Source organism: Roseobacter sp., assembly GCF_045106495.1.
Classification (GTDB): Bacteria; Pseudomonadota; Alphaproteobacteria; order Rhodobacterales; family Rhodobacteraceae; genus Roseobacter.
The window spans coordinates 1-23,878 of sequence record NZ_JBGCEQ010000003.1; the positions used below are offsets into that span (position 1 = coordinate 1).

At 57.1% G+C, this 23,878-nt stretch carries 25 protein-coding genes, 1 tRNA gene and 1 rRNA gene; 9 read left to right on the forward strand and 18 right to left on the reverse strand.

Features of this window, described 5'->3' with window-relative positions:
- Positions 1 to 134, reverse strand: a 16S ribosomal RNA gene (locus AB8B75_RS01950); the annotation flags it as partial.
- 808 nt (positions 135 to 942) lie between these two features.
- The gene (msrQ, locus tag AB8B75_RS01955) at positions 943 to 1,569 is read right to left on the reverse strand and encodes a protein-methionine-sulfoxide reductase heme-binding subunit MsrQ (protein ID WP_405359431.1); all 627 of its coding nucleotides are present in this window, start codon (positions 1,567 to 1,569) and stop codon (positions 943 to 945) included.
- A 125-nt stretch (positions 1,570 to 1,694) separates the two neighbouring features.
- Here msrQ and AB8B75_RS01960 point away from each other — a divergent pair, with 125 nt between their 5' ends.
- A complete protein-coding gene (locus tag AB8B75_RS01960; RefSeq protein WP_405359433.1) occupies positions 1,695 to 2,003 on the forward strand; it encodes a DUF2306 domain-containing protein in 309 nt (102 codons plus the stop codon).
- A 7-nt stretch (positions 2,004 to 2,010) separates the two neighbouring features.
- On the opposite strand, the gene msrP is transcribed toward AB8B75_RS01960, so the two are convergent.
- Positions 2,011 to 2,916: a protein-methionine-sulfoxide reductase catalytic subunit MsrP gene (gene msrP / locus AB8B75_RS01965; protein ID WP_405359435.1), complete on the reverse strand. Its 906-nt coding sequence runs from the start codon at positions 2,914 to 2,916 to the stop codon at positions 2,011 to 2,013.
- Positions 2,917 to 3,245: 329 nt separating this feature from the next.
- Here msrP and AB8B75_RS01970 point away from each other — a divergent pair, with 329 nt between their 5' ends.
- On the forward strand, positions 3,246 to 3,740 hold the full coding sequence (locus AB8B75_RS01970) for a fasciclin domain-containing protein (protein ID WP_405359437.1): 495 nt from the start codon (positions 3,246 to 3,248) through the stop codon (positions 3,738 to 3,740).
- A 41-nt stretch (positions 3,741 to 3,781) separates the two neighbouring features.
- Here AB8B75_RS01970 and AB8B75_RS01975 read toward each other — a convergent pair whose 3' ends face one another.
- Together AB8B75_RS01975 and clpB are read right to left on the reverse strand one after the other, a co-directional pair.
- The gene (locus tag AB8B75_RS01975; protein ID WP_405359439.1) at positions 3,782 to 4,438 is read right to left on the reverse strand and encodes an HAD family hydrolase; all 657 of its coding nucleotides are present in this window, start codon (positions 4,436 to 4,438) and stop codon (positions 3,782 to 3,784) included.
- An 81-nt stretch (positions 4,439 to 4,519) separates the two neighbouring features.
- On the reverse strand, positions 4,520 to 7,138 hold the full coding sequence (clpB, locus tag AB8B75_RS01980; RefSeq protein ID WP_405359441.1) for an ATP-dependent chaperone ClpB: 2,619 nt from the start codon (positions 7,136 to 7,138) through the stop codon (positions 4,520 to 4,522).
- 576 nt (positions 7,139 to 7,714) lie between these two features.
- Here clpB and pyrF point away from each other — a divergent pair.
- Positions 7,715 to 8,404, forward strand: coding sequence for an orotidine-5'-phosphate decarboxylase (pyrF, locus tag AB8B75_RS01985; protein ID WP_405359442.1), 690 nt, complete (start codon positions 7,715 to 7,717; stop codon positions 8,402 to 8,404).
- Positions 8,405 to 8,663: 259 nt separating this feature from the next.
- Here pyrF and AB8B75_RS01990 read toward each other — a convergent pair whose 3' ends face one another.
- Positions 8,664 to 9,107 carry an NUDIX hydrolase gene (locus AB8B75_RS01990; protein ID WP_405359444.1) on the reverse strand — a complete coding sequence of 148 codons (444 nt, stop codon included), beginning with the start codon at positions 9,105 to 9,107 and terminating at the stop codon, positions 8,664 to 8,666.
- Between the two features lie 28 nt (positions 9,108 to 9,135).
- On the opposite strand from AB8B75_RS01990, the gene AB8B75_RS01995 reads away from it, so the two are divergent.
- Positions 9,136 to 10,389: a DNA polymerase IV gene (locus tag AB8B75_RS01995; protein ID WP_405359445.1), complete on the forward strand. Its 1,254-nt coding sequence runs from the start codon at positions 9,136 to 9,138 to the stop codon at positions 10,387 to 10,389.
- Between the two features lie 3 nt (positions 10,390 to 10,392).
- On the opposite strand, the gene AB8B75_RS02000 is transcribed toward AB8B75_RS01995, so the two are convergent.
- Positions 10,393 to 11,253, reverse strand: coding sequence for an N-formylglutamate amidohydrolase (locus AB8B75_RS02000; protein WP_405359447.1), 861 nt, complete (start codon positions 11,251 to 11,253; stop codon positions 10,393 to 10,395).
- A gap of 149 nt (positions 11,254 to 11,402) precedes the next feature.
- Between AB8B75_RS02000 and AB8B75_RS02005 the strand changes: the two genes are divergently transcribed.
- Both AB8B75_RS02005 and ykgO read left to right on the forward strand, forming a co-directional pair.
- A tRNA-Val gene (locus AB8B75_RS02005) sits at positions 11,403 to 11,477 on the forward strand.
- Between the two features lie 78 nt (positions 11,478 to 11,555).
- Positions 11,556 to 11,681, forward strand: a complete 126-nt coding sequence (ykgO, locus tag AB8B75_RS02010) for a type B 50S ribosomal protein L36 (RefSeq protein ID WP_005850168.1) — start codon at positions 11,556 to 11,558, stop codon at positions 11,679 to 11,681.
- Positions 11,682 to 11,747: 66 nt separating this feature from the next.
- On the opposite strand, the gene AB8B75_RS02015 is transcribed toward ykgO, so the two are convergent.
- Entirely contained in the window at positions 11,748 to 12,464 is a 717-nt protein-coding gene (locus tag AB8B75_RS02015; protein ID WP_405360164.1) for a hypothetical protein, read from the reverse strand.
- 310 nt (positions 12,465 to 12,774) lie between these two features.
- Here AB8B75_RS02015 and yghU point away from each other — a divergent pair, with 310 nt between their 5' ends.
- Positions 12,775 to 13,650, forward strand: a complete 876-nt coding sequence (gene yghU / locus AB8B75_RS02020; protein ID WP_405359450.1) for a glutathione-dependent disulfide-bond oxidoreductase — start codon at positions 12,775 to 12,777, stop codon at positions 13,648 to 13,650.
- Between the two features lie 66 nt (positions 13,651 to 13,716).
- Here yghU and AB8B75_RS02025 read toward each other — a convergent pair whose 3' ends face one another.
- The 7 genes from AB8B75_RS02025 to AB8B75_RS02055 form a co-directional block, all read right to left on the reverse strand.
- On the reverse strand, positions 13,717 to 15,399 hold the full coding sequence (locus tag AB8B75_RS02025; protein ID WP_405359452.1) for an ABC transporter permease: 1,683 nt from the start codon (positions 15,397 to 15,399) through the stop codon (positions 13,717 to 13,719).
- 83 nt (positions 15,400 to 15,482) lie between these two features.
- A complete protein-coding gene (locus AB8B75_RS02030; RefSeq protein ID WP_405359453.1) occupies positions 15,483 to 16,682 on the reverse strand; it encodes a phenylacetate--CoA ligase family protein in 1,200 nt (399 codons plus the stop codon).
- Between the two features lies 1 nt (position 16,683).
- The gene (locus AB8B75_RS02035) at positions 16,684 to 17,067 is read right to left on the reverse strand and encodes a cupin domain-containing protein (RefSeq protein ID WP_405359454.1); all 384 of its coding nucleotides are present in this window, start codon (positions 17,065 to 17,067) and stop codon (positions 16,684 to 16,686) included.
- 22 nt (positions 17,068 to 17,089) lie between these two features.
- Complete coding sequence (locus tag AB8B75_RS02040; RefSeq protein WP_405359456.1) at positions 17,090 to 17,926, reverse strand: ABC transporter ATP-binding protein; 837 nt, start codon at positions 17,924 to 17,926, stop codon at positions 17,090 to 17,092.
- 62 nt (positions 17,927 to 17,988) lie between these two features.
- Positions 17,989 to 19,272 carry an ABC transporter substrate-binding protein gene (locus tag AB8B75_RS02045; RefSeq protein WP_405359457.1) on the reverse strand — a complete coding sequence of 428 codons (1,284 nt, stop codon included), beginning with the start codon at positions 19,270 to 19,272 and terminating at the stop codon, positions 17,989 to 17,991.
- Positions 19,273 to 19,375: 103 nt separating this feature from the next.
- Complete coding sequence (locus tag AB8B75_RS02050) at positions 19,376 to 20,452, reverse strand: branched-chain amino acid ABC transporter permease (RefSeq protein ID WP_405359458.1); 1,077 nt, start codon at positions 20,450 to 20,452, stop codon at positions 19,376 to 19,378.
- Positions 20,453 to 20,818, reverse strand: a complete 366-nt coding sequence (locus tag AB8B75_RS02055) for a GFA family protein (RefSeq protein WP_405360165.1) — start codon at positions 20,816 to 20,818, stop codon at positions 20,453 to 20,455.
- A 146-nt stretch (positions 20,819 to 20,964) separates the two neighbouring features.
- Between AB8B75_RS02055 and AB8B75_RS02060 the strand changes: the two genes are divergently transcribed.
- Positions 20,965 to 21,303: an SHOCT domain-containing protein gene (locus AB8B75_RS02060; RefSeq protein WP_405359460.1), complete on the forward strand. Its 339-nt coding sequence runs from the start codon at positions 20,965 to 20,967 to the stop codon at positions 21,301 to 21,303.
- Between the two features lie 57 nt (positions 21,304 to 21,360).
- Here the strand turns inward: AB8B75_RS02060 and AB8B75_RS02065 are convergent, their stop codons facing one another.
- Genes AB8B75_RS02065 through AB8B75_RS02075 form a run of 3 tightly spaced genes read right to left on the reverse strand, consistent with a single transcriptional unit; the run spans position 21,361 to position 23,579 of the window.
- Positions 21,361 to 22,350 (reverse strand): branched-chain amino acid ABC transporter permease, encoded by a 990-nt coding sequence (locus tag AB8B75_RS02065; RefSeq protein WP_405359462.1) that lies wholly within the window; start codon positions 22,348 to 22,350, stop codon positions 21,361 to 21,363.
- Positions 22,343 to 22,768 (reverse strand): hypothetical protein, encoded by a 426-nt coding sequence (locus AB8B75_RS02070; RefSeq protein WP_405359464.1) that lies wholly within the window; start codon positions 22,766 to 22,768, stop codon positions 22,343 to 22,345. The genes AB8B75_RS02065 and AB8B75_RS02070 overlap by 8 nt, the downstream gene beginning before the upstream one ends.
- Positions 22,761 to 23,579 carry an ABC transporter ATP-binding protein gene (locus AB8B75_RS02075; protein WP_405359465.1) on the reverse strand — a complete coding sequence of 273 codons (819 nt, stop codon included), beginning with the start codon at positions 23,577 to 23,579 and terminating at the stop codon, positions 22,761 to 22,763. Before AB8B75_RS02075 ends, AB8B75_RS02070 begins: the two co-directional genes overlap by 8 nt.
- An 85-nt stretch (positions 23,580 to 23,664) precedes the next feature.
- Between AB8B75_RS02075 and AB8B75_RS02080 the strand changes: the two genes are divergently transcribed.
- Positions 23,665 to 23,844 carry a hypothetical protein gene (locus tag AB8B75_RS02080; RefSeq protein WP_405359466.1) on the forward strand — a complete coding sequence of 60 codons (180 nt, stop codon included), beginning with the start codon at positions 23,665 to 23,667 and terminating at the stop codon, positions 23,842 to 23,844.
- The last annotated feature ends 34 nt before the right edge of the window (positions 23,845 to 23,878 follow it).

Here is a 23,878-nt window from a genome sequence, read left to right on the forward strand (position 1 = left end):
GGCTATTCCGTAGAGAAGGGTATGTTCCCACGCGTTACTAACCCGTCCGCCGCTCACCCGAAGGTGCGCTCGACTTGCATGTGTTAGGCCTGCCGCCAGCGTTCGTTCTGAGCCAGGATCAAACTCTCAAGTTGAAAAGCATTTACATGCTTGTCCTTGACGTTCGAACCTCTGCACATCGACCTACATCACTTACTGAATGATATAGGCGTCTTTTCTGTTTGTTGTGCTTCAGTTATCAAAGATAACTGGAAGCCGTCCAAACAGTGAAGCTGACACTCCATCATCGGGCGAACCCTAAGAGCGCGATATGAAGAGGCTGATCCATCGAATGAACCAAACCGCCCACATATCTCTTCAGATATTCATCAATTTCAAAGAGCGTAGAGACAAAAGTGACTGAATGCGCCCTAACTTCTTTGGCGCGCCCCGCCTCGTTTACCTCTGATTTTATTCTTGCGTCTCGTTTCGGTCCGTCCCGTTTCCGGTGTGTCCCGCCCGTTTGGCGCCCCGTCAGTGCATCTCTGCGCCGCCGGTGAGGTGGGTTCTACGGTTAGTACGGGGTACCCGCAACCCCTTTTTTTAAGAAAAGTCATTTTTTTTACATCTTTGAGGTTTTCTCTTTTAAATCAGCTGGTTGAATACCATAAATTTCGAGAAAGGGTCAATTTGAGCAGCTTTCTTTCGTTTTTCGATGGTAAAGTATGTGCCCTCGCACCCTACATATTGCGTTATCCACAGAGCTACCCCCAAGACTCTCCGCGACATTCGACAAATCAGCCCCGACTCGCTGTGTGATTTGCGTGAATCACTGCCGATTCACTTGGCTTGCTGCGTGGCATCATCCTCAAGATCAAAAATCGACTCGGGATTTAGTGTGATTCACGACCACCTGGCACTGCACATGCTTTGCACACTGCCTACTTTTTGATCAAGATGCGCTCAGGCTGTCTTTGATTGGCGGGCCTTGGGCAGGCGTAGCGCCAAAAGCCCCAAAATCACGGCCAGATAGAGCATGGGCTCCAACGCCCATGTTTTCGTCAGCATGACGTAGTGCACGCCCCCTAACAGCACGGCGACGTAAGACAGCCTGTGTAACTTGCGCCAGCCCGGCCCCAGTTTACGCACCGACCAGTTGTTTGATGTGATCGCCAGAGGGATCAGCAGAACAAATGCGCCCATACCGATTGTTATATAAGGTCGTTTGATAATGTCCGCCCAGATCTGGCTCAGGATCCCTACGTCCAGAACTAGCCAGACCAGCAAATGCAGGGCCACATATGTAAAGGCCAGCAAGCCGAACATGCGACGGAACTTCAAAAAGTTCAGGCCAAGGAAACGTCGCAAAGGTGTGATGGTCAGTCCGATGATCAAAAGCTGCAGCGCGATCTCGCCCAACTCATGCTCCAACGCCTTGATGGGTTCGCGTCCCAACCCGCCAGTTTGCGCAAGATACAGCAAATAGGGGACCGGCATGAGATAGAGCACATAAAGTACCCAAGTCGGTACCCTGCGGGCAAAACCGTTGACACGGTCAACCCAGGTCACTTTAGCTGCGCCTGTCACCATGACATCTTGATCCTTTTACAACCCAAGGAACACCCCATCTCACTTGCCCCTCTCTATCAACACGGCTTCCTTATAACAGCGCACAGTTTCGCTGCCGTTACCGCGCTGCTGCTGGCGCCGCGCAATTGCTTCTGTCGAAAGGCGGGATGCGGCATCGCTGGATCGGTTACCTCTGGGTAACACTGATGGGTTTGGTTGCGCTTTCGAGTTTCTGGATCCAAGACATCCGTCAACTTGGCCCTTTCAGCTTTATCCACATCCTGTCTGTCGTCGTCCTGGTCAATCTCTATTTCGCAATCCGCGCCGCCCGGCGGGGCGACGTGGCTTCCCATCGGTCGTCCATGCGCTGGCTGTTTTTTGCGGCGCTCGTGGGAGCGGGCGTCTTTACCCTGCTGCCCGGCCGCGCCATGCACCTTGTACTCTTTGGTTCCTGATCCGCGCTCAGTAAAACCGCGCCAGGTCCATACCATCATAAAGGCCGGCCACCTCTTTTTCGTACCCATTGAACATCAACGTCGGTACACGCTTTGAAAATAACCCGCCGCCAATCTTGCGTTCCGTCGCCTGAGTCCAGCGCGGGTGATCCACGGACGGATTCACATTGGCGTAGAAGCCATACTCATTTGGTAGAATTTGCTGCCAGGTGTTCAAAGGTTCCTGGTCGGTCAAAGTGATCCGCACGATGGATTTGATGGATTTGAACCCATACTTCCACGGCACAACCAGACGTATCGGCGCGCCGTTCTGGTTTGGAATGGTTTTGCCGTAAATCCCCGTCGCCATGATCGTCAGCGGATGCATCGCCTCATCGAGCCGCAGGCCTTCCACATAAGGCCACTCAATGGTGCGGTACTTCTGACCAATCATCTCTTCGGGGCGCACCAGCGTTTCGAACCGCACGTATTTCGCTTCAGGTTGCACGCCTGCCATCTCCAGCAGATCGGCCAACTCAAATCCATTCCAGGGCACGATCATTGACCAGGCCTCAACGCAGCGCAGCCGGTAAATGCGCTCCTCAATGGTCATCGCCGCCATTATGTCCTTGAACGCATAGTCTCCGGGGGTGTCGACCATACCATCAATCTTCACGGTCCAGGGATCGGTCGTCAACGCACCGGCATTGGCCGCCGGATCGCCCTTGCCTGTGCCAAACTCATAGAAGTTATTATACTGTGTGATGTCTTCCCAGGGGTTCGGGACCAGCGCTTCTTCTGCATTGGCCCTCGCTCCGAGCCCGGCCAGGCCGACGCCCGCCGCGGCCGCAAGCATGATCTGTCGACGATTCATATAAAGGTGCTCTGGTGTCACGTCGTCTTGCGTCAGATCATTTGTCCAGCGATGTGCCATCTTCTTCTCCAGCCTAAAAGCATTTTGCGTTATGTAGAGGGTAGACCGCGCAGCACCAAACCATTTCGGGTCACGAATATGACAGAAAGCTGTAACCTTTGGATGCGAGGCGGCCCGTTCAGCCGACCCCGAGGCACCAGATCACTGTCCCGAAGCGAGATTTTTCTGACATTTTTGTTATTTGAAAAGCCGCTCTTTCGAAGCTTAGCGCAGGCCACTTTCAAGTCAAATATCATTGGCGGATTTTCCCGCTGATCCAATAACTCCCGTCGTGCGTTTCCCTCCCAGTGCCACAGAGGCATCTCTCGCAAAACATTTAGGAGTTTCTCATGATCCGTCGTATTTTTCTCATCTTGACTGCCGCCACCACCCTGGCCCTTTCAGGAACTGCTGCCCTCGCAGGTTCGTCCAAGCAGGACATAGTGGACACCGCCGCAGGTGCGGGCACTTTCGGTACACTTGTCGCTGCCGTTGAAGCGGCCGATCTGGTTGACACACTCAAAGGCGACGGTCCTTTCACAGTCTTTGCACCAACGGACGAAGCCTTTGCCGCCCTGCCCGAAGGTACCGTTGAAACGCTGCTGCTGGAAGAGAACAAGGACCAGCTGATCGCCATCCTCACCTACCACGTCGTTCCCGGCAAAGTAATGTCCACCGACCTCGCTGACGGCATGACCGCGACAACGGTTCAGGGTAGTGATATTACCGTTGATTTGGGCGATGGCGTGAAGATCAATGAGGCCAGCGTCACCACTGCGGACATTGAGACATCCAACGGTGTGATCCACGTGATCGACGCGGTGATCTTGCCCACCGAGTCCTGATATCAAAAGACCCTGTGCCCGGCGGTATCAATCGCCGGGCTCTACTGCGGCAGGCCCATTAATTTGGGCAGCGCCGTCATATCTGCAAAGAGTGAATCGCAGATCGGTTCGAGCCGGGCCGGATCGGTCTCCGCCACAAACCCAAAACACACCATACCCGCCGCCTTACCTGCACGTGCACCGCTGACACTGTCTTCGATGACCACACACCGGCTCGGCGCAACTCCGGCTTCCCGCGCGGCCTTTAAGTAAACGTCAGGAGCGGGTTTGGGATTTGCTACATCTTCCCGCGAAAAGATACGCCCCTGCAACCGCTCCAACAGGCCCGTGCGGGATAGAGTGATCTCCATCTTGCGATGCGGCCCATTGGAACCGACCGCATAGGCAACCCCAGCAGCATCCAGCGCATCCAGCACACCGATAATGCCAGGCACGGCTTCAACCCGATCTGCGAGTACTTCGAATATTTCACTATATATATTGTCGACCCAATCCTCGGGCAGATCAGCCCCCATCTCAAGGGCCGATTCCTGAACGCCCATGATGGTCCCACCCACGAACAGATCCACGATGCGATCTATGGATAAATCCAAGCCATGCTGCGCAAGGTTGTCGCGGATCACTACATTCGTCAGGGGTTCGCTGTCGACCAGAACACCGTCACAGTCGAAGATTACCAGATCAGGCGGGAATATCATGAAAGAGGCCGGGTCATATACCCGGCCTCTTTGACGTTATATTCGAAGCCGCGTCAATGCACGACCCTCGCGCGTCCTCACTTAATGCACGACCGCATCATCCGGTTTGGGCCGGTTGGTTGCCGCGACCCGGTCGCCGATGATCAACCCTTCGGCCCCGGCGGAGATGTTCAGCGTATCGCCGTCCATCACATCGCCTGCGAGCAGCATTTCGGCCAGTGGATCCTGCAAGGCACGCTGGATCACACGTTTCAGCGGACGCGCCCCGAAGACCGGATCATAACCCTCGTCTGCCAGCCACTTGCGCGCGCCTTCATCCAGATTAAGCGCGATCTTGCGAACCGCCAGCCGTTTGAGCAACCGCGCCATCTGTATATCGACGATCCCGCTCATATCCTCGCGTGCCAACCGATCAAAGATGATGGTCTCATCCAGCCGGTTCAGGAACTCGGGGCGGAAATGGGCCCGCACCGCATCCATCACATCGCGCTTTGCATCAGAAGCATCAGCCCCATCCGGCAACTGGCTCAACGCCTGTGCGCCGAGGTTCGATGTCAGGATGATCAGCGTCTGCTTGAAATCAACCGTGCGTCCCTGACCGTCGGTCAGCACCCCATCATCGAGCACCTGCAACAACACGTTGAACACATCCGGGTGCGCCTTTTCGACCTCATCAAAGAGGACAACCTGATAAGGCCTGCGCCGCACTGCCTCGGTGAGCACCCCGCCTTCGTCATAACCGACATAGCCGGGAGGCGCCCCGATCAGACGGGCCACCGCGTGTTTCTCCATGAACTCCGACATGTCGATCCGCACCATGGCGTTATCATCATCAAAGAGAAATTCGGCCACGGCCTTGGTCAGCTCGGTTTTACCCACACCGGTCGGCCCCAGAAACAGGAACGAGCCCAGGGGGCGGTTTTCATCGTTCAAACCGGCCCGCGCACGGCGCACCGCGTTGGACAGAGCCCGCACAGCCGTACCCTGCCCGATCACCCGCTTGTGCAGCTGATCTTCCATGCGCAGCAGTTTTTCGCGCTCGCCTTCCAGCATCTTGCCTGCGGGGATACCCGTCCAGCGCTCGACCACGCTGGCGATCTGTTCCGGACGTACGGCCTCTTCAACCAGCATGTCGCCATCGTCGTGGCTTTCCGCATCCGCGATCTGTTTCTCCAATTGCGGGATCACACCATAGGAAAGCTCCCCGGCCTTGGCCAGATTACCCTCGCGTTTGGCAATCTCCAACTCCGCCCGGGCCCGCTCCAGATGTTCTTTCAGATCACGCGCACCAGAAAGCTTATCGCGTTCGGCCTGCCATTGCGCGGTCAACTCATCACTGCGCTCCTGTAAATCCGCGAGGTCTTTTTCCAACGTTTCCAGCCGGTCCTTGCTGGCCACATCATCTTCGGCGCGCAACGCTTCGGCCTCGATCTGCATCTGCAGGATCGACCGGTCCAAAGCATCGAGCTCTTCCGGCTTGCTGTCCACTTCCATGCGCAACCGGCTCGCCGCCTCATCCATCAGGTCGATGGCTTTATCCGGCAAAAAACGATCCGTAATATAGCGGTGGCTCAGTGTCGCCGCAGAGACCAGCGCGCTGTCAGAAATCCGCACCCCGTGGTGCAACTCGTACTTTTCCTTGATGCCGCGCAGGATACTGATGGTGTCCTCTACAGTTGGCTCCAGGATCATCACCGGTTGGAAACGCCGCGCCAAAGCTGCGTCCTTCTCCACATACTTGCGGTACTCATCCAGCGTGGTCGCCCCAACGCAATGCAACTCACCGCGCGCCAGCGCAGGCTTGATCAGGTTGGCCGCATCCATGGCACCATCGGCCTTGCCCGCGCCCACAAGCGTGTGCATCTCGTCAATGAACAGGATGATCTCACCCGCCGCCTCGGTAACTTCGGTCAAAACCGCTTTGAGACGTTCCTCGAACTCACCACGATATTTCGCCCCGGCAATCAACGCACCCATATCAAGCGCCAATAGCTTCTTGTTGCGCAGGGATTCAGGCACATCACCGTTCACGATCCGCAGCGCGAGACCTTCGGCAATGGCGGTTTTTCCCACACCCGGCTCGCCGATAAGCACCGGATTGTTCTTGGTCCGGCGCGACAATACCTGCATGGCGCGACGAATTTCCTCATCCCGCCCGATGATCGGGTCAATCTTGCCCGCCCTGGCGCGCTCCGTCAGGTCCATCGCATATTTCTTCAGCGCGTCGTATCCGTCTTCGGCACTGGCCGTATCCGCTGTGCGCCCTTTACGGATGTCATTGATGGCTCCATTGAGCCCCTGCGCGGTCACGCCGCCTGCATCCAAAGCGGATTTCGCGGCAGATTTCACCATGCACAGCGCCATCAGAATACGCTCAACCGGCACGAAACTGTCGCCCGCTTTCGTCGCAAGTGCTTCAGCCTCTGCCAAAACTTTCTGCGTGGCACTATCGAGGTAAATCTGTGCCGCATCGCCGCTGACTTTCGGCATCTTCGACATGGCAACTTGGAGTGATTGCACGACTTGCGCGGGGTCACCCCCCGCTGCCGAGATCAGATTGCTGGCCAATCCCTGGTCATCGTCCATCAGTGCTTTGAGTATGTGTTCCGGCGCAAGCCTCTGATGGCTGTCGCGCGTCGCGATGGTTTGAGCGGCCTGAATGAAACCGCGTGATCGCTCCGTGAACTTGGTCAAGTCCATGGTTATTCTCCTTCTATAAAGCGTCCCTTGAGGCTGCGCCCGGCATAGCGGCACGTCAGCGGATAAGACCTTGGTCTTCATTTGGGGCGCGCGAACGTCGGCTTCAAGAGGTCCGCATGCGCCAATTTTAGTATAATCCTACGACCCCGGGGTTGCCGTGATGTAAATCAACCAGCGCCACCATGGGAAATCACTGTATCCTTTCCCCGTTACCCTGATATGCCGGGCCCCTATCTTCTTCTTCAGACCAGCGCAAAGAAAACGGTTCGCCCCGTGATCTGCCGGTCGCATGGTACGGTAAAAAGTTGGCGTGTTTCGCCTATGACAGTTGATCCACCTGACTTCCCAACACCACATGTCAGGTGGCCCAACCGGTCTTTGTGACGAGATGTTTGCATGCCCATTCCCGACCCCAGATCGGGCAAAGCAACACAACTGCCAAGACTGAACAACAGACTTGGCCCGGGCCGCTTACTTGGGGCGGTAGCCGGGCCTTTTTGTTCTTTTTTTGCGATCCGATAGACATCAACACTTGCACGGCATATGGAATCCACACGAAAGCGGGAGCAGACGACGATGGATGACAGGCTGATTGTGGCGCTGGATGTGCCAAATGCGCTTGCAGGCGAAGCGCTTGCGGCGCAACTGGGCGATACCGTGAATTTTTACAAAATCGGACTGGGCATGCTCACCGGTGGCGGGCTGGGACTGGCCAATGAACTCAAACAGGAGCAGGGCAAGCGCATCTTTCTGGACCTAAAGCTGTTTGACATCAGCGCCACGATTGAAGCCGCCGTGCGTGGGCTGGCGCAATTTGACCTCGATTTTCTGACGGTTCAAGGCGATCCACATGTGGTTGCCGCCGCCAAAGAAGGGGCGGCTGGCTCAAATCTCAAAATCCTGGCCGTGACAATCCTGACATCCCTGGACCGGTCTGATCTTGATGCCTGCCAGATGCGAGCGGGCGACGTGGCCGACTTGGTTGCGGCCCGGGCGACACGTGCTTTTGAGGCTGGAGCAGATGGTGTCATCGCCTCGCCGCATGAAGCGGCAATGATCCGCGCGATTCCCGCCGCCAAAGACCGACTGATTGTCACCCCCGGTGTACGGCCCGCAGGCACCGCCCTTGGCGATCAAAAACGGGTCGCAACGCCAGCCAAAGCCATCGCGGAGGGGGCAAACCACATCGTTGTGGGGCGTCCGGTCTGGAAATCAGCCGATCCCAAAGCCACCGCCGAGGCCATTTTAGCTGAAATCAACGGCTGACAAATCCATACCCCAACTCACTGATCCTCCTAAGGTTTTCCAGTTTATCCACAGCCTTAATCCTTCAGTGATTCGTCAACCAAAAAACTACCCACTGTGGCCAAAGCACAACAGACTACCGTATCTGGTAAAAACTTGTGATCCCGGGTTAGGTGAATTCGCCTCTAGGTGGTAAGTTGACCCTAGGTGATACTCCCCGACGAACCACGTCTTCCTGAGGTTCGTTACCTCCCCCCGCTCCGAATAGCGGGGGGTTTTTCTATTTTCTGGCCTCTTTCAGAAAAATCCTCAACCGTTCCTGAAACTCTGGCACTGCTTTGGGGTGGTGCAAAAAATCTTCGACCTGCATCAGCTTCCACCCCTGCCCTTCGTTGCCAAAACGGACATGGTTTTCTGTCCCGCGCGGCATGTGCGCAACGAAAAACCAACTCTGCTGAGCACCCACAACAAATCGCCGTGCCCAACAAATCACATCATCTGGCACCACCAGGCCTACTTCTTCGCGGGTTTCGCGCTGCATGCATTGCACCGGTGTTTCACCGGTTTCGCGACCGCCACCCGGCAAATCCCAATAGCCCGGATACGGAATATCCGGGCGGTCATCCCGCAGGAGCGTGATGATCTGCTCATGGATCAACAGGGCGATCTTGGTCCCGGTGAAAGGCATGTTCATTTGGTCAGCACTGGCGTAAGATTGCGTCATGTCATCATGATAGACGAACTGCCCGCAAATGCCCGCTCTTTGCCGCGATTGCCTGACCGAATTTGACGCCGGACGCCGCTGCCCGGCCTGTGCCAGCCCGCGCATTGTCGTGCATCCGGAACTTTTTGACCTGTCGATCGCCCATATGGACTGCGACGCTTTCTATGCCTCGGTGGAAAAACGCGACGATCCCAGCTTGCAAGACAAACCCGTGATCATTGGTGGCGGGCGGCGCGGCGTGGTCTCGACAGCCTGCTATGTGGCACGCATCCGCGGTGTACGCTCTGCAATGCCCATGTTCAAAGCGCTCAAGCTCTGCCCCGAAGCCGTGATCATCAAGCCGCGCATGGAGGCCTATGTCGAAGCCTCCCGCGCCATCCGCGCCATGATGGAAGAGATGACGCCCGACATCGAACCGCTGTCGCTCGACGAAGCTTTTATGGATCTCACGGGCACCGCCCGACTGCATGGTCGTCCTCCGGCGGTCATGCTGGCCCTTCTCATTCGCCGCACGCGCCGCGAATTAGGCCTCACCGGGTCCATCGGCTTGTCTCACAACAAGTTTCTGGCGAAAGTCGCCTCCGATCTGAACAAACCTCATGGGTTTTCCGTGATCGGTGCGGCGGAAACCGATGATTTCCTGCGCGACAAGCCAGTGCGCATGATCTGGGGCGTGGGCCCCGCAGCACAGGCCGCTTTTGACAAGGCCGGCATTCGCACCTTTGCGGACCTGCTGCGTTGGGACCGTACCGACCTGATCGCGCGCTTTGGTGGTATCGGCGACAGGCTGTGGCATTTGGCGCGCGGTCAGGACGCGCGGCGCATCTCAGCCCATACGCCGATGAAGTCAATTTCCAATGAGACGACCTTTCATGAGGACACCAACGACCCGGACCTGCTGGACGGGCACCTGTGGCGCATGGCCGAAAAGGTCTCCGACCGTGCGAAAGCCAAAAACCTCGCAGGTCGTGTGGTGACGTTGAAACTGAAACGATCGGATCACTCGCTGCTGTCCAAGCGGATCAGCCTGCGGGATGCAACCCAGATGGCGGATGCGATCTATCGCACGGCGCGCGGTTTGTTTGATCAGGTTGGGAATCAAGGGCCTTACCGTTTGTTGGGCTGCGGGATCTCCGATTTGATCGACGCGGAAGGGGCCGACAGGTCAGGCGACTTGCTCGACCCGCAAGCAAAACGCCGCAGTGATGCCGAACGCGCAACCGACGAGATCCGCGCCCGTTTCGGGACCGATGCAATTTTGAAAGGCCGCGCGTTGCGGTAGAGGCTATTCGGCTGCCAACGGCATTTGATCCTGCCCGATTTGCGCGATCTCGGCGATCACGCCGCGCAGGACCAGCTGTAGATCGGCGAAATCTGAAGACGGTTTGATGGTCTGCTCATCCATATAGAGCGCGCGGTCAATCTCGACCTGCACGGCATGTTGTCCACGGGAGGGGCGACCATAGGCTTGCGCCACGTAGGCCCCGGCAAAAGGCGCATTGCGCGAAACGACAAAACCCGCAGAAGTAAAGGCGGCCTCGACCCGGTCGACAATATCAGGGTTGGCAGCGGCACCGAAACGGTCCCCCAACACGATCTGCGGTCTTTTTGCCCCGCGACGCACAATACCCTGCACGGCTTCATGCGGCATGGAGTGGCAATCGATCAACACCGCCTGCCCGTGATATCGCAACGCTTCATCCAGCAAAGCCTGCAGCATGTCGTGGTAGGGATGCCAGTAGTCCGACAGACGCTGCTTGGCTTCCATCAAACTCAATTTGCCCTGGTAGATCGCCCGCCCATTGGCCACCACCCGCGGGATCACACCCAGACCCGACGCCACGCGCGGGTTATGGGTCTGGCGGCGTACCCCTTCGATCAAGGCCGGGTCAAGCTCATCATTGCTGCGATTGAGGTCCACAAAGGCCCGAGGTGCACCCGCCTTTAGGAACGTCGCCCCAAATTGCGTGGCGCAGTCGAATAGCTGATCGACAAAAGCATCCTCAGAGGATCGGATCGCATAGTCATCGAGCACGGTGGAGCGCAACAACGACCAGGGATAGTCCCGCCCACTATGAGGCGAGGCGAAAACCACACAGGATTTGTTCCGTTCCGGGTAACTGACTTCAAACGCTGATTTAGCCATTCGCGATCCTCTTCCCGCAACCATAGCGCAGAAAATACTAAAACCGAAAGCCCTTGATCCCTCTGGCGACTCCTTTTATAGACCCCGCTACCGGCGCGTGTTTTCGCGCCCCATTTTTGTTTGGGGTTAAGAAATTCGCGTTATATAGGGGGTGATTAGCTCAGCGGTAGAGCACTTCGTTGACATCGAAGGGGTCACTGGTTCGATCCCAGTATCGCCCACCACCTTTTTCACTGGTCCGGCTGACCCCGGATCGCCCGCAACCCGGCGCAGGCCCGCGCCACAACATGAGGAGAACGACCATGAAGGTTCGCAATTCGCTCCGCTCGCTCAAGAATCGGCACCGCGACTGCCGTGTTGTGCGCAGGAAAGGCCGCGTTTACGTGATTAACAAAACGCAACGCCGGTTCAAAGCCCGTCAGGGCTGAGCTCCGACAGCAGCGCATGCACGCAAAGCCGCACCTTCGGGGGCGGCTTTTTTCGTGCCCGTCCGCCTAGCAAAGATGGGCCCGGATATCGTATTCAGGTGCTGAAAAATAGGGCGCGTAGCGGGTCGGAAAGACTGGCGCATCACCACCGTCCAGCAGCCTCTCTTTTGAAAACCGCGGTGGAAAACGCATCAGCTCGCCATCATCAGGGATGCGCAACGTGTACGACTCGACATCATCAAACGAGGGCTGCAACCGCGGCACACTGACCAGGCGTGGACCCTGGCAAACAAAGTGATCGCTTACCGAAACCGCAGCCATTTGGTGCTGATCAGGCTCCTTGATCTCAACCAGATGCCCCGCCTTTGTACTCAAATCACGGATCGCAAAAGTCAGCGGTTCTGCCAACTCAAACACATCTGTCTTGCCGCCTGCGCCAAAAAGCGCGTCTTCATTGATCCATCTGCTTCCACTGGCAAACCGCAGATCATAGGAACCCGGCGGCACAAGAACTTTAAAAAACGCACCCCCCTTGATGAATGCCGCCAGCGCTGCATCGCCGGATTGGGCATCAAAAAGGGTTAGGTAGTAGTCGCGACCGGCGGGCGTCTTCACCAGCAGCGGAAACACCGCAGGCAATCCGGTGCGATTCCACATCAAACCCGCAGGTGGGTCACTCGGGTCCTTTGGTCCTGCGTGACTTTGCAGTGCACCCAGAAACAAGAGCGCCCCACACAGGACACCCATCACCGTCTTGAAAACCTGAAAAACCGTCAAACGCATGGTCACCTGTTTATCCCGTTCCGACCCATCGTACCGCATTTAGCCGGTTTCATGCTGATCGTTCCCATCCCCTCGAAAAGACCCGCGTTGCACCGTTGCGCGTGGTTATGATACACGGCTTTTCGATTACGGTTCAACGCACCACAGCAGCGGTGTTTCTCCCGTCAGGTAATATTTCCGGCACATATCCATATTATCACAAGTACGTGTATTCTCGTGTCCGAGACGCCGGTGTTTGCAATCCAGCTCTTGCTTTCATCCAATAGCATCCTAGGGTCTTCTTTTTTAGCGATTAAAATCAGGAACGTTCATGACCGATGAAACTGTTTACATCCCACCTTCTGTCTGGACTTGGGACGCCCAAAACGGCGGAAAATTTGCGAACATTAACCGTCCTATTGCGGGGGAGACCCACGACAAGAACCTGCCCATCGGCAAACATCCTTTTCAGCTTTACTCTCTGGCAACGCCCAATGGGGTGAAGGTCACCGTATTGCTCGAAGAGCTTTTGGCGCTTGGCATCGAGGGCGCAGAGTATGACGCCTGGTTGATCAAGATCGGAGATGGCGACCAGTTTGGCAGCGGTTTTGTAGCGGCAAACCCCAATTCCAAGATTCCTGCGTTGGTTGATCGTTCGGGCGATGCGCCTATACGCGTCTTTGAATCCGGTGCGATCTTGCTGCACCTGGCTGAGAAATTCGGAAAGTTCATGCCGACGGATGCTGCCGGGCGCGCCGAAACCCTGTCATGGCTCTTTTGGCAAATGGGCTCGGCACCCTACCTTGGGGGCGGGTTTGGCCATTTTTATGCCTATGCACCGGAAAAATTCGAATACCCGATCAATCGATTTACGATGGAAGCAAAACGCCAGATGGATGTGCTCGACCGGCAATTGGCAGACCATGCATTCGTGGCCGGGGAGATCTATACCATTGCGGATATGGCGATCTGGGCGTGGTACGGGCAGTTGGCATTAGGCCGTCTTTATGATGCGGCGGAGTTCCTGGATGTTGCGAGTTACAAAAACGTAATGCGGTGGGCCAAAACGATTGACGCGCGCTCTGCTGTTCAAAGGGGTCGCATGGTCAACCGCATGGCTGGCCCGCCCGAAATGCAATTGCATGAACGCCATGACGCCAGTGATTTTGACACGCAGACCCAGGATAAGATCGGCGAGGATGCGTGACACCGGATTGTCGGCCTAGCAATAGCGCGTTCTGGCAAAGGCCTGATCAAAACCGGTAGGGTGACCCTACCGGCTGCGCCGCCCCACTTGTCGACAAATCAGGATCACCGGCAGCAGACCAATGGCGACGATCACCAGACTGGGGACGGCTGCCCCTTCGAGCCGCTCGTCTGAGGCCAGACGGTAAGCCTGCACCGCCAACGTGTCGTAATTGAACGGGCGCATGATCAGGGTGGCAGGCAGTTCTTTCATCACATCGACAAAGACGATCAGCAAGGCAGTCAACAGGCTGGGTGCCAGGATCGGCAGGTGCACGCGCCGCAAGGTGCCGGCCGGAGTTTGTCCCAATGAGCGCGCGGCAGCATCCATATTTGCGGGCACCATCGCCTGCCCACCTTCATATGCACCCAAGGCTGCAGCCAGAAACCGCACCATATATGCCGCCACCAGCAGCCAGATCGACCCCGTCACCAGCAACCCGGTTGAGATGTCAAACCGCGCGCGCATGAAAGCATCAAGCGCATTGTCAAATGCCGCAAAGGGCACCAGCAACCCAACCGCGATAACGCCACCGGGTACTGCATAGCCCAGACGCGCGACATAGGCGGCGCTCTGGGACATGCGGCCCGGGCGCAACCGTTGGAAAAACCCAACGGTGATCGCGGCAACCACTGTGCAGAGCGCCGCCACCGAAGCCAGTGTCAGCGAGTTTTGGACAAAGCCCAGGTAACGCGTGCTCAACAGGTTTTGCTCGGACCCCAACCCCATCGAAAAGAGCACGCCGATTGGCAACACGGCCCCAAAGAGGACCGGTATACCGCATAGGATCATGGCGATCATTGCTTGCGGGCCTTTGAGGTCTGCGGGTTCCATGCGTTGTTGGCGGCGCGACGGGTCATGGTATTTGGCGCCGCCCCGTTGTGCACGCTCCAGCATCGCCAACAGCAGGGCGAAAGACAGAAGGCAAAGCGCCAATTGCGCCGCCCCTGCCCGGTCGGCCAACGAAAACCAGCTTGTGTAGATCCCTGTGGCAAAGGTCTGGACGCCAAAGTAAGCAACTGTGCCAAAATCCGCGATCGTTTCCATCACGGCCAGCAAAACGCCCCCTGCAATCGCCGGGCGCGCCAGCGGTAGGCTGATCTTGAAAAACGCAGACCAAGCACTGGCACCCAGCGCACGGGCCGCCAGAAAAGTAGTGGCGCTTTGCTGCAGAAACGCTGCACGGGCGAGCAAATAAACGTAAGGGTACAGCACCAGGACCAACATGGCCGCTGCACCGCCCACGGACCGAATGTCCGGGAACCAATAGTCGCGCGGGCCCCATCCCGTCAGCGCGCGCAATGTGGTTTGGACGACCCCGGGATGATCCAGCACATGGGTATAGACATAGGCCAGCACATAGGCCGGAAACGCCAGCGGCAAAACCAGTGCGATCTCAAACAGCCGACATCCGGGAAACCGGGTCATGGTGACCAACCAAGCCGCGCCGACACCCAAGGAAAACGTGCCCGCCGAGACCATGACGATCAACCAAAGCGTTGTCCCGGCATAGCGCGGCAAGACGGTTTGCATCAGGTGCGTGATTGTCTCTGTCCCGCCACTCAACGCTGCGAGCGCAACTGCCAGCATTGGCAAGGCACATATGCAGGCCACCAGCACTGACAGCCCGGAGAGCGCGCGCAATCCGTCCTTGCCGCGCAGTGTTCTGCGCCGGGTCATCACTGGACCAGGGTGAGGGGTGTCAGACATGGCCCCTTTTTCGATGCTTTTTGTCGGAATTACCAGACCGTTCCAACGGCAGTGCCGCAGACGGACACATCTTCAACCCGCGCTCAGTCGTAGCTGCGCTGATCCTCGATCACCAACCCATCTTTGGGCAGGCTTCCGGGGGCCACAACCTCGACCCTCCCCTTCATCTTCAGCGTTGCCACCACCGATGGCGCCAGATCATCTGGCGATGCGCCGGTAGCCTCCACCTGCACCGTCATCGCGTCCTGCGCGCCATCTCGGCTGGCAATCACCCGCGCTTTGACGATGGCATCGTGATGCGCCACCAAGGCCGCCACCTGTTCGGGCCGCACAAACATCCCCTTGATCTTGGTGGTCTGATCGGCACGCCCCATCCAGCCCTTGATCCGCATATTGGTACGCCCGCAAGGGCTCTCCCCCGGCATCACCGCACTGAGATCACCGGTCGCAAAGCGCACCAGCGGATAATCCGGGTTAAGTGCGGTCACAATGACCTCGCCGACCTCACCGGGTGCCACCGGGTCGCCGGTACCTGGGGTTACGATCTCGACGATCACCCCTTCATCCACGATCATCCCCTCCATCGCCGCACTTTCATAAGCGATGTTGCCCAGAGCGGCGGTGGCATAGCATTGCAGACACAAAATACCACGATCCGCGTATTCCTGACGCATCGCTGGAAAAAGGGCGCCGCCGCCCACCGCCGCCTTGGTGACGCCCAGCGCCACCCCCATCTCGACGGCCTTGTCTAAAATCACTTTCAGATAATCCGGCGTGCCCGCATAGGCTGTCGACCCTACAGCCTGTGCCGCCTGCACTTGCAGTTCGGTCTGCCCGGTCCCGGCGGGCAACACCGTCGCCCCCACCGCCCGTGCGCCACTTTCGAAAATCATGCCCGCAGGCGTCAGGTGGTAGCCAAAGCAGTTCTGCACCACGTCATCCTGACCAATGCCCGCCGCGTGCAAAAACCGCCCCATGCGCCACCAATCATGGCTGACACCTCCGGGTTCATAAATTGGTCCGGGGGATTGGAACACATGCGCGACATTGCGGACCGGGATACCACCAAAAGGCGGCTTGTCGGTTTGCCATTGTGCCAGATCAGATTTGCGCAACACCGGCAGGCGTGCCAGATCGCTCAGGTCCTGCACCTGACCCGCTTCAATCCGGCAGGCGTCAGGTGCGGCGGCGATACGGTCAATATTTGCCTGCAATGCGGCCAATTGCGCCGCCTCGCGCGCATCCGTACTACGGATTTCCAGATCGTCGTAAAAACTGCTCATGTCATTCGGCCGCCGTTTGAAATGGCTCACCTGCTTGCAGGATATGCGTGGTGATGATTTCGATGCCCGCATCCCCGTGATTGGTCACGCCGCCATGCACTTCGCCTGCTGCGAAAAAGACCGGCGTGCCGTCGGCAAAAGGCACCACTTTGCCATTCGGCATCAAGGCATCCCCGCCAACGACAATCACTCCATGTTCGTCACCTGGATGGGTGTGCAGCGGAATGCGCCCCCCCGGCTTGACGGTCAGTTTGGACACGATCACTACTATACCCTCCAACCCGCTGAGCGGTTGTTCGTTCAACACCCTGCGGTCCACGAGGTCTTCGGCAGCCAGGGGAGCCGCGAACAGCAGCGCAACAAAGGCGAAGGCAAGTTTATTCATCTTTGGTCTCCAAGGTCCGACGTTACGAAAGCCACCGCTTGCGTCGGCGGTAGCTGCGCACGTCGCGAAAGGATTTGCGCCCTTCCTCCGACATGCCCAGATAGAATTCCTTCACGTCCGGGTTTTCGCGCAGCTCTGCCGCCGGGCCGTCCATGACCACCCGGCCCGATTCCAGGATGTAGCCGTAATGCGCAAAGCGCAGCGCCACATTGGTGTTCTGTTCGGCCAGCAAAAAGGTCACGCCTTCGTTCTCATTTACCGATTTCACGATCTCAAAGATCTGTTCCACCAGTTGCGGCGCCAAACCCATCGATGGCTCATCTAGCAGGATCGTCTCAGGCCGAGACATCAGCGCTCGGCCAATCGCCGTCATCTGCTGCTCGCCGCCCGAGGTATAGCCCGCCTGTGACTTGCGACGCTCTTTCAATCGCGGGAAATAATTGTAGACCAGCTCCAGATCAGCGGCGATCGCGCCCTTGCCATCGCGCCGCGTATAAGCGCCGGTCAACAGGTTCTCTTCCACGGTCAGATGTTCAAAGCAGTGACGGCCTTCCATCACCTGCACCACACCCTGTTTTACAGTCTCGGCCGGGTCCTGATCCTGGATCACCGCTCCATGATAGCGGATCGACCCTTTGGTGACCTCGCCGCGCTCCGACGCCAGCAGACCCGAAATCGCCTTAAGCGTTGTGGTCTTCCCCGCACCGTTGCCACCCAGCAAAGCAGTGATGCCGCCTTTGGGCACATTGAGGCTCACCCCTTTCAACACGAGGATCACGTGGTTGTAGATGACCTCGATGTTATTGACCTCCAGCACCGTTTCGGCGCTTGTGTCCTGTTCCTTGGTGGCGTCCAGCATATGCCGTTTCCCTCAGGTCTTGGAATGGATGCCCCGGCAGAAACACCGCCGGGGCAAAGCCTTTAGTTACACCGGGGCTCGATGTTGTTTTCCGCCGCAAAAGCCATGCTGTCCTCTTCGATCAAGGGCTCGATGATCGAACGGTCAGACACTTTGAACTCGGAAATCTGGTTCCAGACACCAGCAGACGCATCCCACTGTGCAACAGCACCCAGACCCGGGCCACCGTGGTTTTCACAGCTGACCGCGAATTCCGGACCCATGCCCGCAACGCCATACTCTTCCATCAACGCATTGGTGATCTCCAGATTTTCCATGCCGTCCACCATCATCGCCGGGGTGATCTCGGCAACACCGTGGATTTCCTGCGCCTTCAGGATCGCCATATGCGCAAGGAACCCAGCGTAAATCGTACGGTTATAGAGCACGGTACCGATCTGATCGCCCGCACCTGCAGCCTTCCCTGTATCTACGACATATTTCTGGATGTCTTCATAGATTGGGTAGTCCTTGCCCACACCATTCATGGTCAGTGCCTTGTAGCCATTGGCCGCCGCACCGGCGGGAATGACGTCAGCTTCCGCTCCCGACCACCAAGCGCCGATGAAGTTCTCCATCGGATACCGAATGTTCGCGGCTTCCTGTACCGCAACCTGGTTCATCACGCCCCAGCCCCACATCAGGACATTGTCCGGCTTTTCGCGGCGAATTTGCAGCCACTGCGATTTTTGCTCCTGACCGGGGTGGTCCACCGGAATGAGGCTCAGATCAAAACCATGCTTTTCCGACAGCTTTTCAAGCGTCCGGATTGGCTCCTTGCCATAAGCGGAGTTGTGATAGACCAGCGCGATCTTGCGCCCGGCGATGTCGCCGCCATTTTCATCCAGCAGGTAGTTGATCGCGACCGAGGCCGCGTCCCAATAGTTGGCCGGGAAGTTGAAAACGTTGGAAAAGACCTTGCCATTGGCCGCTGACGTCCGGCCGTAGCCCATTGTGTGCAAAGCAATACCGTCCGCTGTCACCTTGGGGATCAACTGATAGGTGATGCCCGTCGAGAAAGGCTGATACAACAGCGAGCCTTCGCCCTTGGTGCTCTCATAGCACTCCACGCCTTTTTCCGTGTTGTAACCCGTTTCGCATTCCAAAATGCGCACCGGCACGCCGCCGATGCCGCCATCACGTTCGTTTACCAGGGTAAAGTAATCTGCATAACCATCAGCCAGCGGAATGCCCCCGACCGCATAGGGGCCAGTGCGGAAACTCAGGCTTGGCATTACGAGATCTGCCATCACCGGGCTTGCCGCCATCAGGGCCGCGGTGGCCCAGGTTGCTAGTTTTGTTTTCATCGGTGTTTCCTCCCTTGGATTTCGATGATGCCGGGTTGTACCGGCCTGTTTTTTCCCACGTTATGAAGGGTGGCCCGAAAGCCCCCCCGACCCGCAGCCGCCCCTAATGGGGGAAAGGCCACAATCGTAATTTCTCCTTGGCCACGCGCCATAGCTGCGCCAACCCATGTGGCTCTGCGATCAAAAAGACCACGATCAACCCGCCGACGATCACCAGATTAAGGTGCGCCACGATATCCGTGGGCCAGCCCAGCCAATCTACGCCGATGACCTTCAAAAGCACCGGCAAAAGCACCAGAAAGGCCGCACCCGCAAAAGAGCCAAAGATCGACCCCAGCCCGCCAATGATGATCATGAAGAGCACAAGGAAGGATTTGGTGATGCCAAAGACCTCGCCCACTTCGACCGCGCCCAGATAGACCGCAAAGAAGAGCGCGCCGGAAATGCCAACGAAAAACGAACTGACCGCAAATGCCGTAAGCTTTGCGCGCAGCGGGTTCACCCCAATGATCTCGGCGGCAATGTCCATATCGCGGATCGCCATCCACTCGCGCCCGACAGATCCGCGCGTCAGGTTCCGCGCGATCACCGCCGAAAATACCGTGAAGATCAGGCAGAAAAGATAGGTCGCCCAGGCTTCGGTATTGGGTCCGGTGATCAGAATGCCAAAGGTGTCGCGTTCCGGCGCATTGATCTGGCCGGAAGCGGAATAGTTGTAAAACCACGACACACGGTTGAACAGCCAGACCAGAAAGAACTGTGCGGCCAAGGTCGCCACCGCCAGATAGAACCCCTTGATCCGCAACGACGGCAGCCCGAAAAGAACGCCGACAAGGGCCGTAATCCCCCCGGCCAAAAGCACATGGATGAACATGCTGACCTCCGGGAAGGACGTCATGAGTTTGTAACAGGCATAGGCCCCCACGGCCATGAACCCGCCCGTGCCCAACGAGACCTGCCCGCAATACCCCACCAGAATGTTCAGCCCGATCGCCGCGATTGCATAGATCAGAAACGGCATGAAGATCGAGTTCACCCAATAATCATTGACCATGAACGGGATAACGAAAACCGCCACGAACAGCACCAAATAGTATCGCCAGCGGTCGAATTTGATCGGAAAGGTCTGGCTGTCTTCAGGGTATGTGGTGCTGAAATCACCGGCTTCACGGTAAAACATCTAGGCGTTCCCTTGTTGTTCAGGGTTGTAGTTCACGCCATCCAACCATGGCACAGGGTCGATATCACGCGGATTGACCCCTTCCAGACATCCGACATTCACGCCAAATTCAGACGACTTGGAGCGACGTCTGTGATGCGTATAACACCCGCAGTTTTGGCAGAAGTAATGCTCGGCTCCGAAAGTTCCGAACTGATAAAGCCGCAGCGCATCACCTTTGATGACCTGCAAGTCGCCATCATTCACCGAGACATTCATCGCACCGCGTCGCCGGCAAAACGAACAATCGCAACGTCGAGACGTTGACAGCGGCTCGGCCAGAATAACCCGCAACTCGCATGCGCCGCAGTGGCACGTCAGGCGCATGGTCTCAGCCTGTGACATCGCGTGCAGTCCCCCTGCTTTGGGCGCGAGCAACGGCCCCGTTAACCAGGTCACAGTGTTTCACGCTTTTTCCCAATTCTGCCCCATTTGATCCGGCACAACCGCTACTGTGGAAAGGAGTGGTGGTTATGACTGCGATTTTGAGAGAGTTGCGAAGCCTGGACGAGCGTCGGGCGCGTGACGAAATCACGGACGTCGAATATCTGGCAAAACGTGCCAACCTGATCGAAAGCGTTGATGTGGTCGAACCGGAATTCGTTGCCGGACATGCGCCTGAGCAGTCAGAAGCATCGCAACCCACTGGGGCCATGTCATGGTCGTTCGGCCTTGTCATTTGCTTCGGGGTGGTCGGCGTGTGCCTCTGCTTGGCCATGCTGACATTTGCCGATTTCAATCTGGCACTGACCTTGGGCGTGACCGTGTTGGCAGCGCTCAGCATCGCGCTCTTCCGCAATCTCGAAGAATAGCACATCCCGGGATTTGACCGGCTCAAAAGATCCTTCGGACCCATTGCAGAAGGGCGATCACACACGTTCAATGATCTTCTCCCCAAAGAGACCTTGCGGACGAAACACCAAAAACAAGAGCGCCAGCATATAGGCAAACCAGTTTTCCGTAGCCCCGCCCAGATAAGGCGCGCCAATCAGGAACTCGAAGAGCTTCTCGCCGACGCCGATGATCAACCCCCCGACAATGGCACCGGGTATCGAGGTAAACCCGCCCAGCATCAAAACCGGCAGAGCCTTGAGCGCGATCAGCGACAGCGAAAACTGCACGCCCGACTTCGCGCCCCACATGATGCCCGCGACCAGAGCGACAAACCCCGCCAGCGACCACACCAATATCCAGATGAAATTCAGCGATACGCCCACCGATAAGGCGGCCTGGTGATCATCCGCCACCGCGCGCATGGCGCGTCCCTCTTTGGTGTATTGGGCAAAGATCACAAGCGCTGCCACCAGCACAATCGCGACTACAGAGGCAACAATGTCCAGATTATCGATGAAGAAACCATAGCCAAACCACTCATAAGTGGTCAGATCAATTGTCTCATTGATCCCCTGCGGCAGACTAACGCTCAGTGTCTTGATGTCCGATCCCCACATCAGATCGCCGACCCCTTCCAGGAAATACGCAAGCCCGATGGTGGCCATAAAGAGGATGATGGGTTCCTGCCCCACCAGGTATCGAAAGATGAATCGCTGCACCAGATAGGCCAACAGAACCATGATCCCGATGGTCAATAGGATCGCGGCAAAAGCAGGGACATTCCAGCCGAAATGATGCAGATCCGTGCCAAAAATCGCGTTGATCAAATGAGCAAAGGGCACCAGCCCGTTCATGATCCCGTAAAGCGTCATCGCCGCAAAGAGCGCCATGACGCCTTGAGCGAAATTGAAGATGCCCGAGGCTTTGTAGATCAGCACAAATCCAAGGGCCACCAGCGCATAAAGCACCCCGGCCATCAGCCCGTTGAGGAAAACCTCGATGGTGAAGGCAAGTTGTTCAGGCATGTCCGGCCTCGTTCAAGTCAGATCTCAGGATATGTCTCAGCGCAGGGTAGGCACTCGCGCCAGAGTCCCGCAGAATCGGCGCCCCCTGCAAACGCGGCTTGGTCCACTCACGGCGCTGCGGGTGAGCTACCACGCCCTGGCCAATGTCTCCGGTCTTTGACAGCCCGAAGGCCGATGGCATTGCAAATAATGCCTCTGGTCGTTCGGCATGTCCGATTAATTTCAGATCCACCAGCATAGCGCGCGGGAAAATGTCGAATGCGTCAAGGTACCGGGCTTTGACCCTCTGCAAAAGGTCCGCATGGGCAAAAGCTGAAAACACCAGGCGCCAGCACCCTCCCAGAGCAGCGGTGCACCATGCCAGTGCACAGGCTGTGTACAAGTTGTGCACCACTGTCACCGGACGAAAATCAGTCATGCGCTACCCCCAGATAGGCGTCAATCACCGCTTGATTGTTCCGCACATCTGATGGCGTACCATCACCAATCTTCTTGCCGTAATCCATCACGACCACCCGGTCGGAGAGGTCCATGACCACGCCCATGTCGTGTTCGATCAGCGCAATTGTCGTGCCAAATTCGTCATTCACGTCGAGGATAAAGCGGCTCATATCCTCCTTCTCCTCGACGTTCATCCCTGCCATTGGCTCATCCAGCAACAACAGCGACGGCTCTGCCGCCAACGCCCGCGCCAGCTCCACGCGCTTTTTCAAACCATAAGGCAGACGCGAGACGGGTGTTTTCCGGATCGCCTGGATTTCCAGGAAATCAATAATCTTTTCCGCGACTTCCCGGTTTTCAGTTTCTTCCTTCTCAGATTTTCCAATCCAAATAGCCTGGCTGAACAATCCGGTCTTCATGTGCGTCAGCCGCCCGGTCATAACATTATCGAGCACCGACATGCCCTCAAACAGGGCGATGTTCTGAAACGTCCGCGCGATCCCCTGCTGGGCGACCTGAAACGGTTTCATCGCAGGGCGCGGCGCACCTTTGTAGAAAACCTGACCTTCCTGAGGAACGTAAAATCCGGAAATAACGTTTAGCATCGAGGATTTTCCCGCCCCGTTGGGTCCGATGATTGCCCGGATTTTGCCCTCGCGGATATCGAAGGAAATATCGTTGATCGCCTCTACCCCGCCAAATCGCAGGGTGATATTTTTCATCTCCATCACAACAGGGCCGATCTGACGGCCATCAGCGGTGGTGTAGCCTTCGGTCTGATCAAGCATGAGCTGCCCCATTCGTGCGCAGAGCACGCGATATGTTAACCATTATGTGACTAGGATGAGGGGAGCAGCAAAAAGGACCGTCACAATGAGCCGCGACTGGGAACGCACGTGCCTCATATCCATGGCCACCAAACGTAAAAACCGTGGTCTGAGCCGCGCCGAAGCCATCCACGACATCAACGCTACCCTGCACGGGTTTTCCACAAAATTTCTGATTAGCCGTGCTGTCAACGCGGCCTACAACGGGTCCGCCACGAATATTTGAGCGCGCCCGGAAATTAGATGGGCAAAGCGATTGC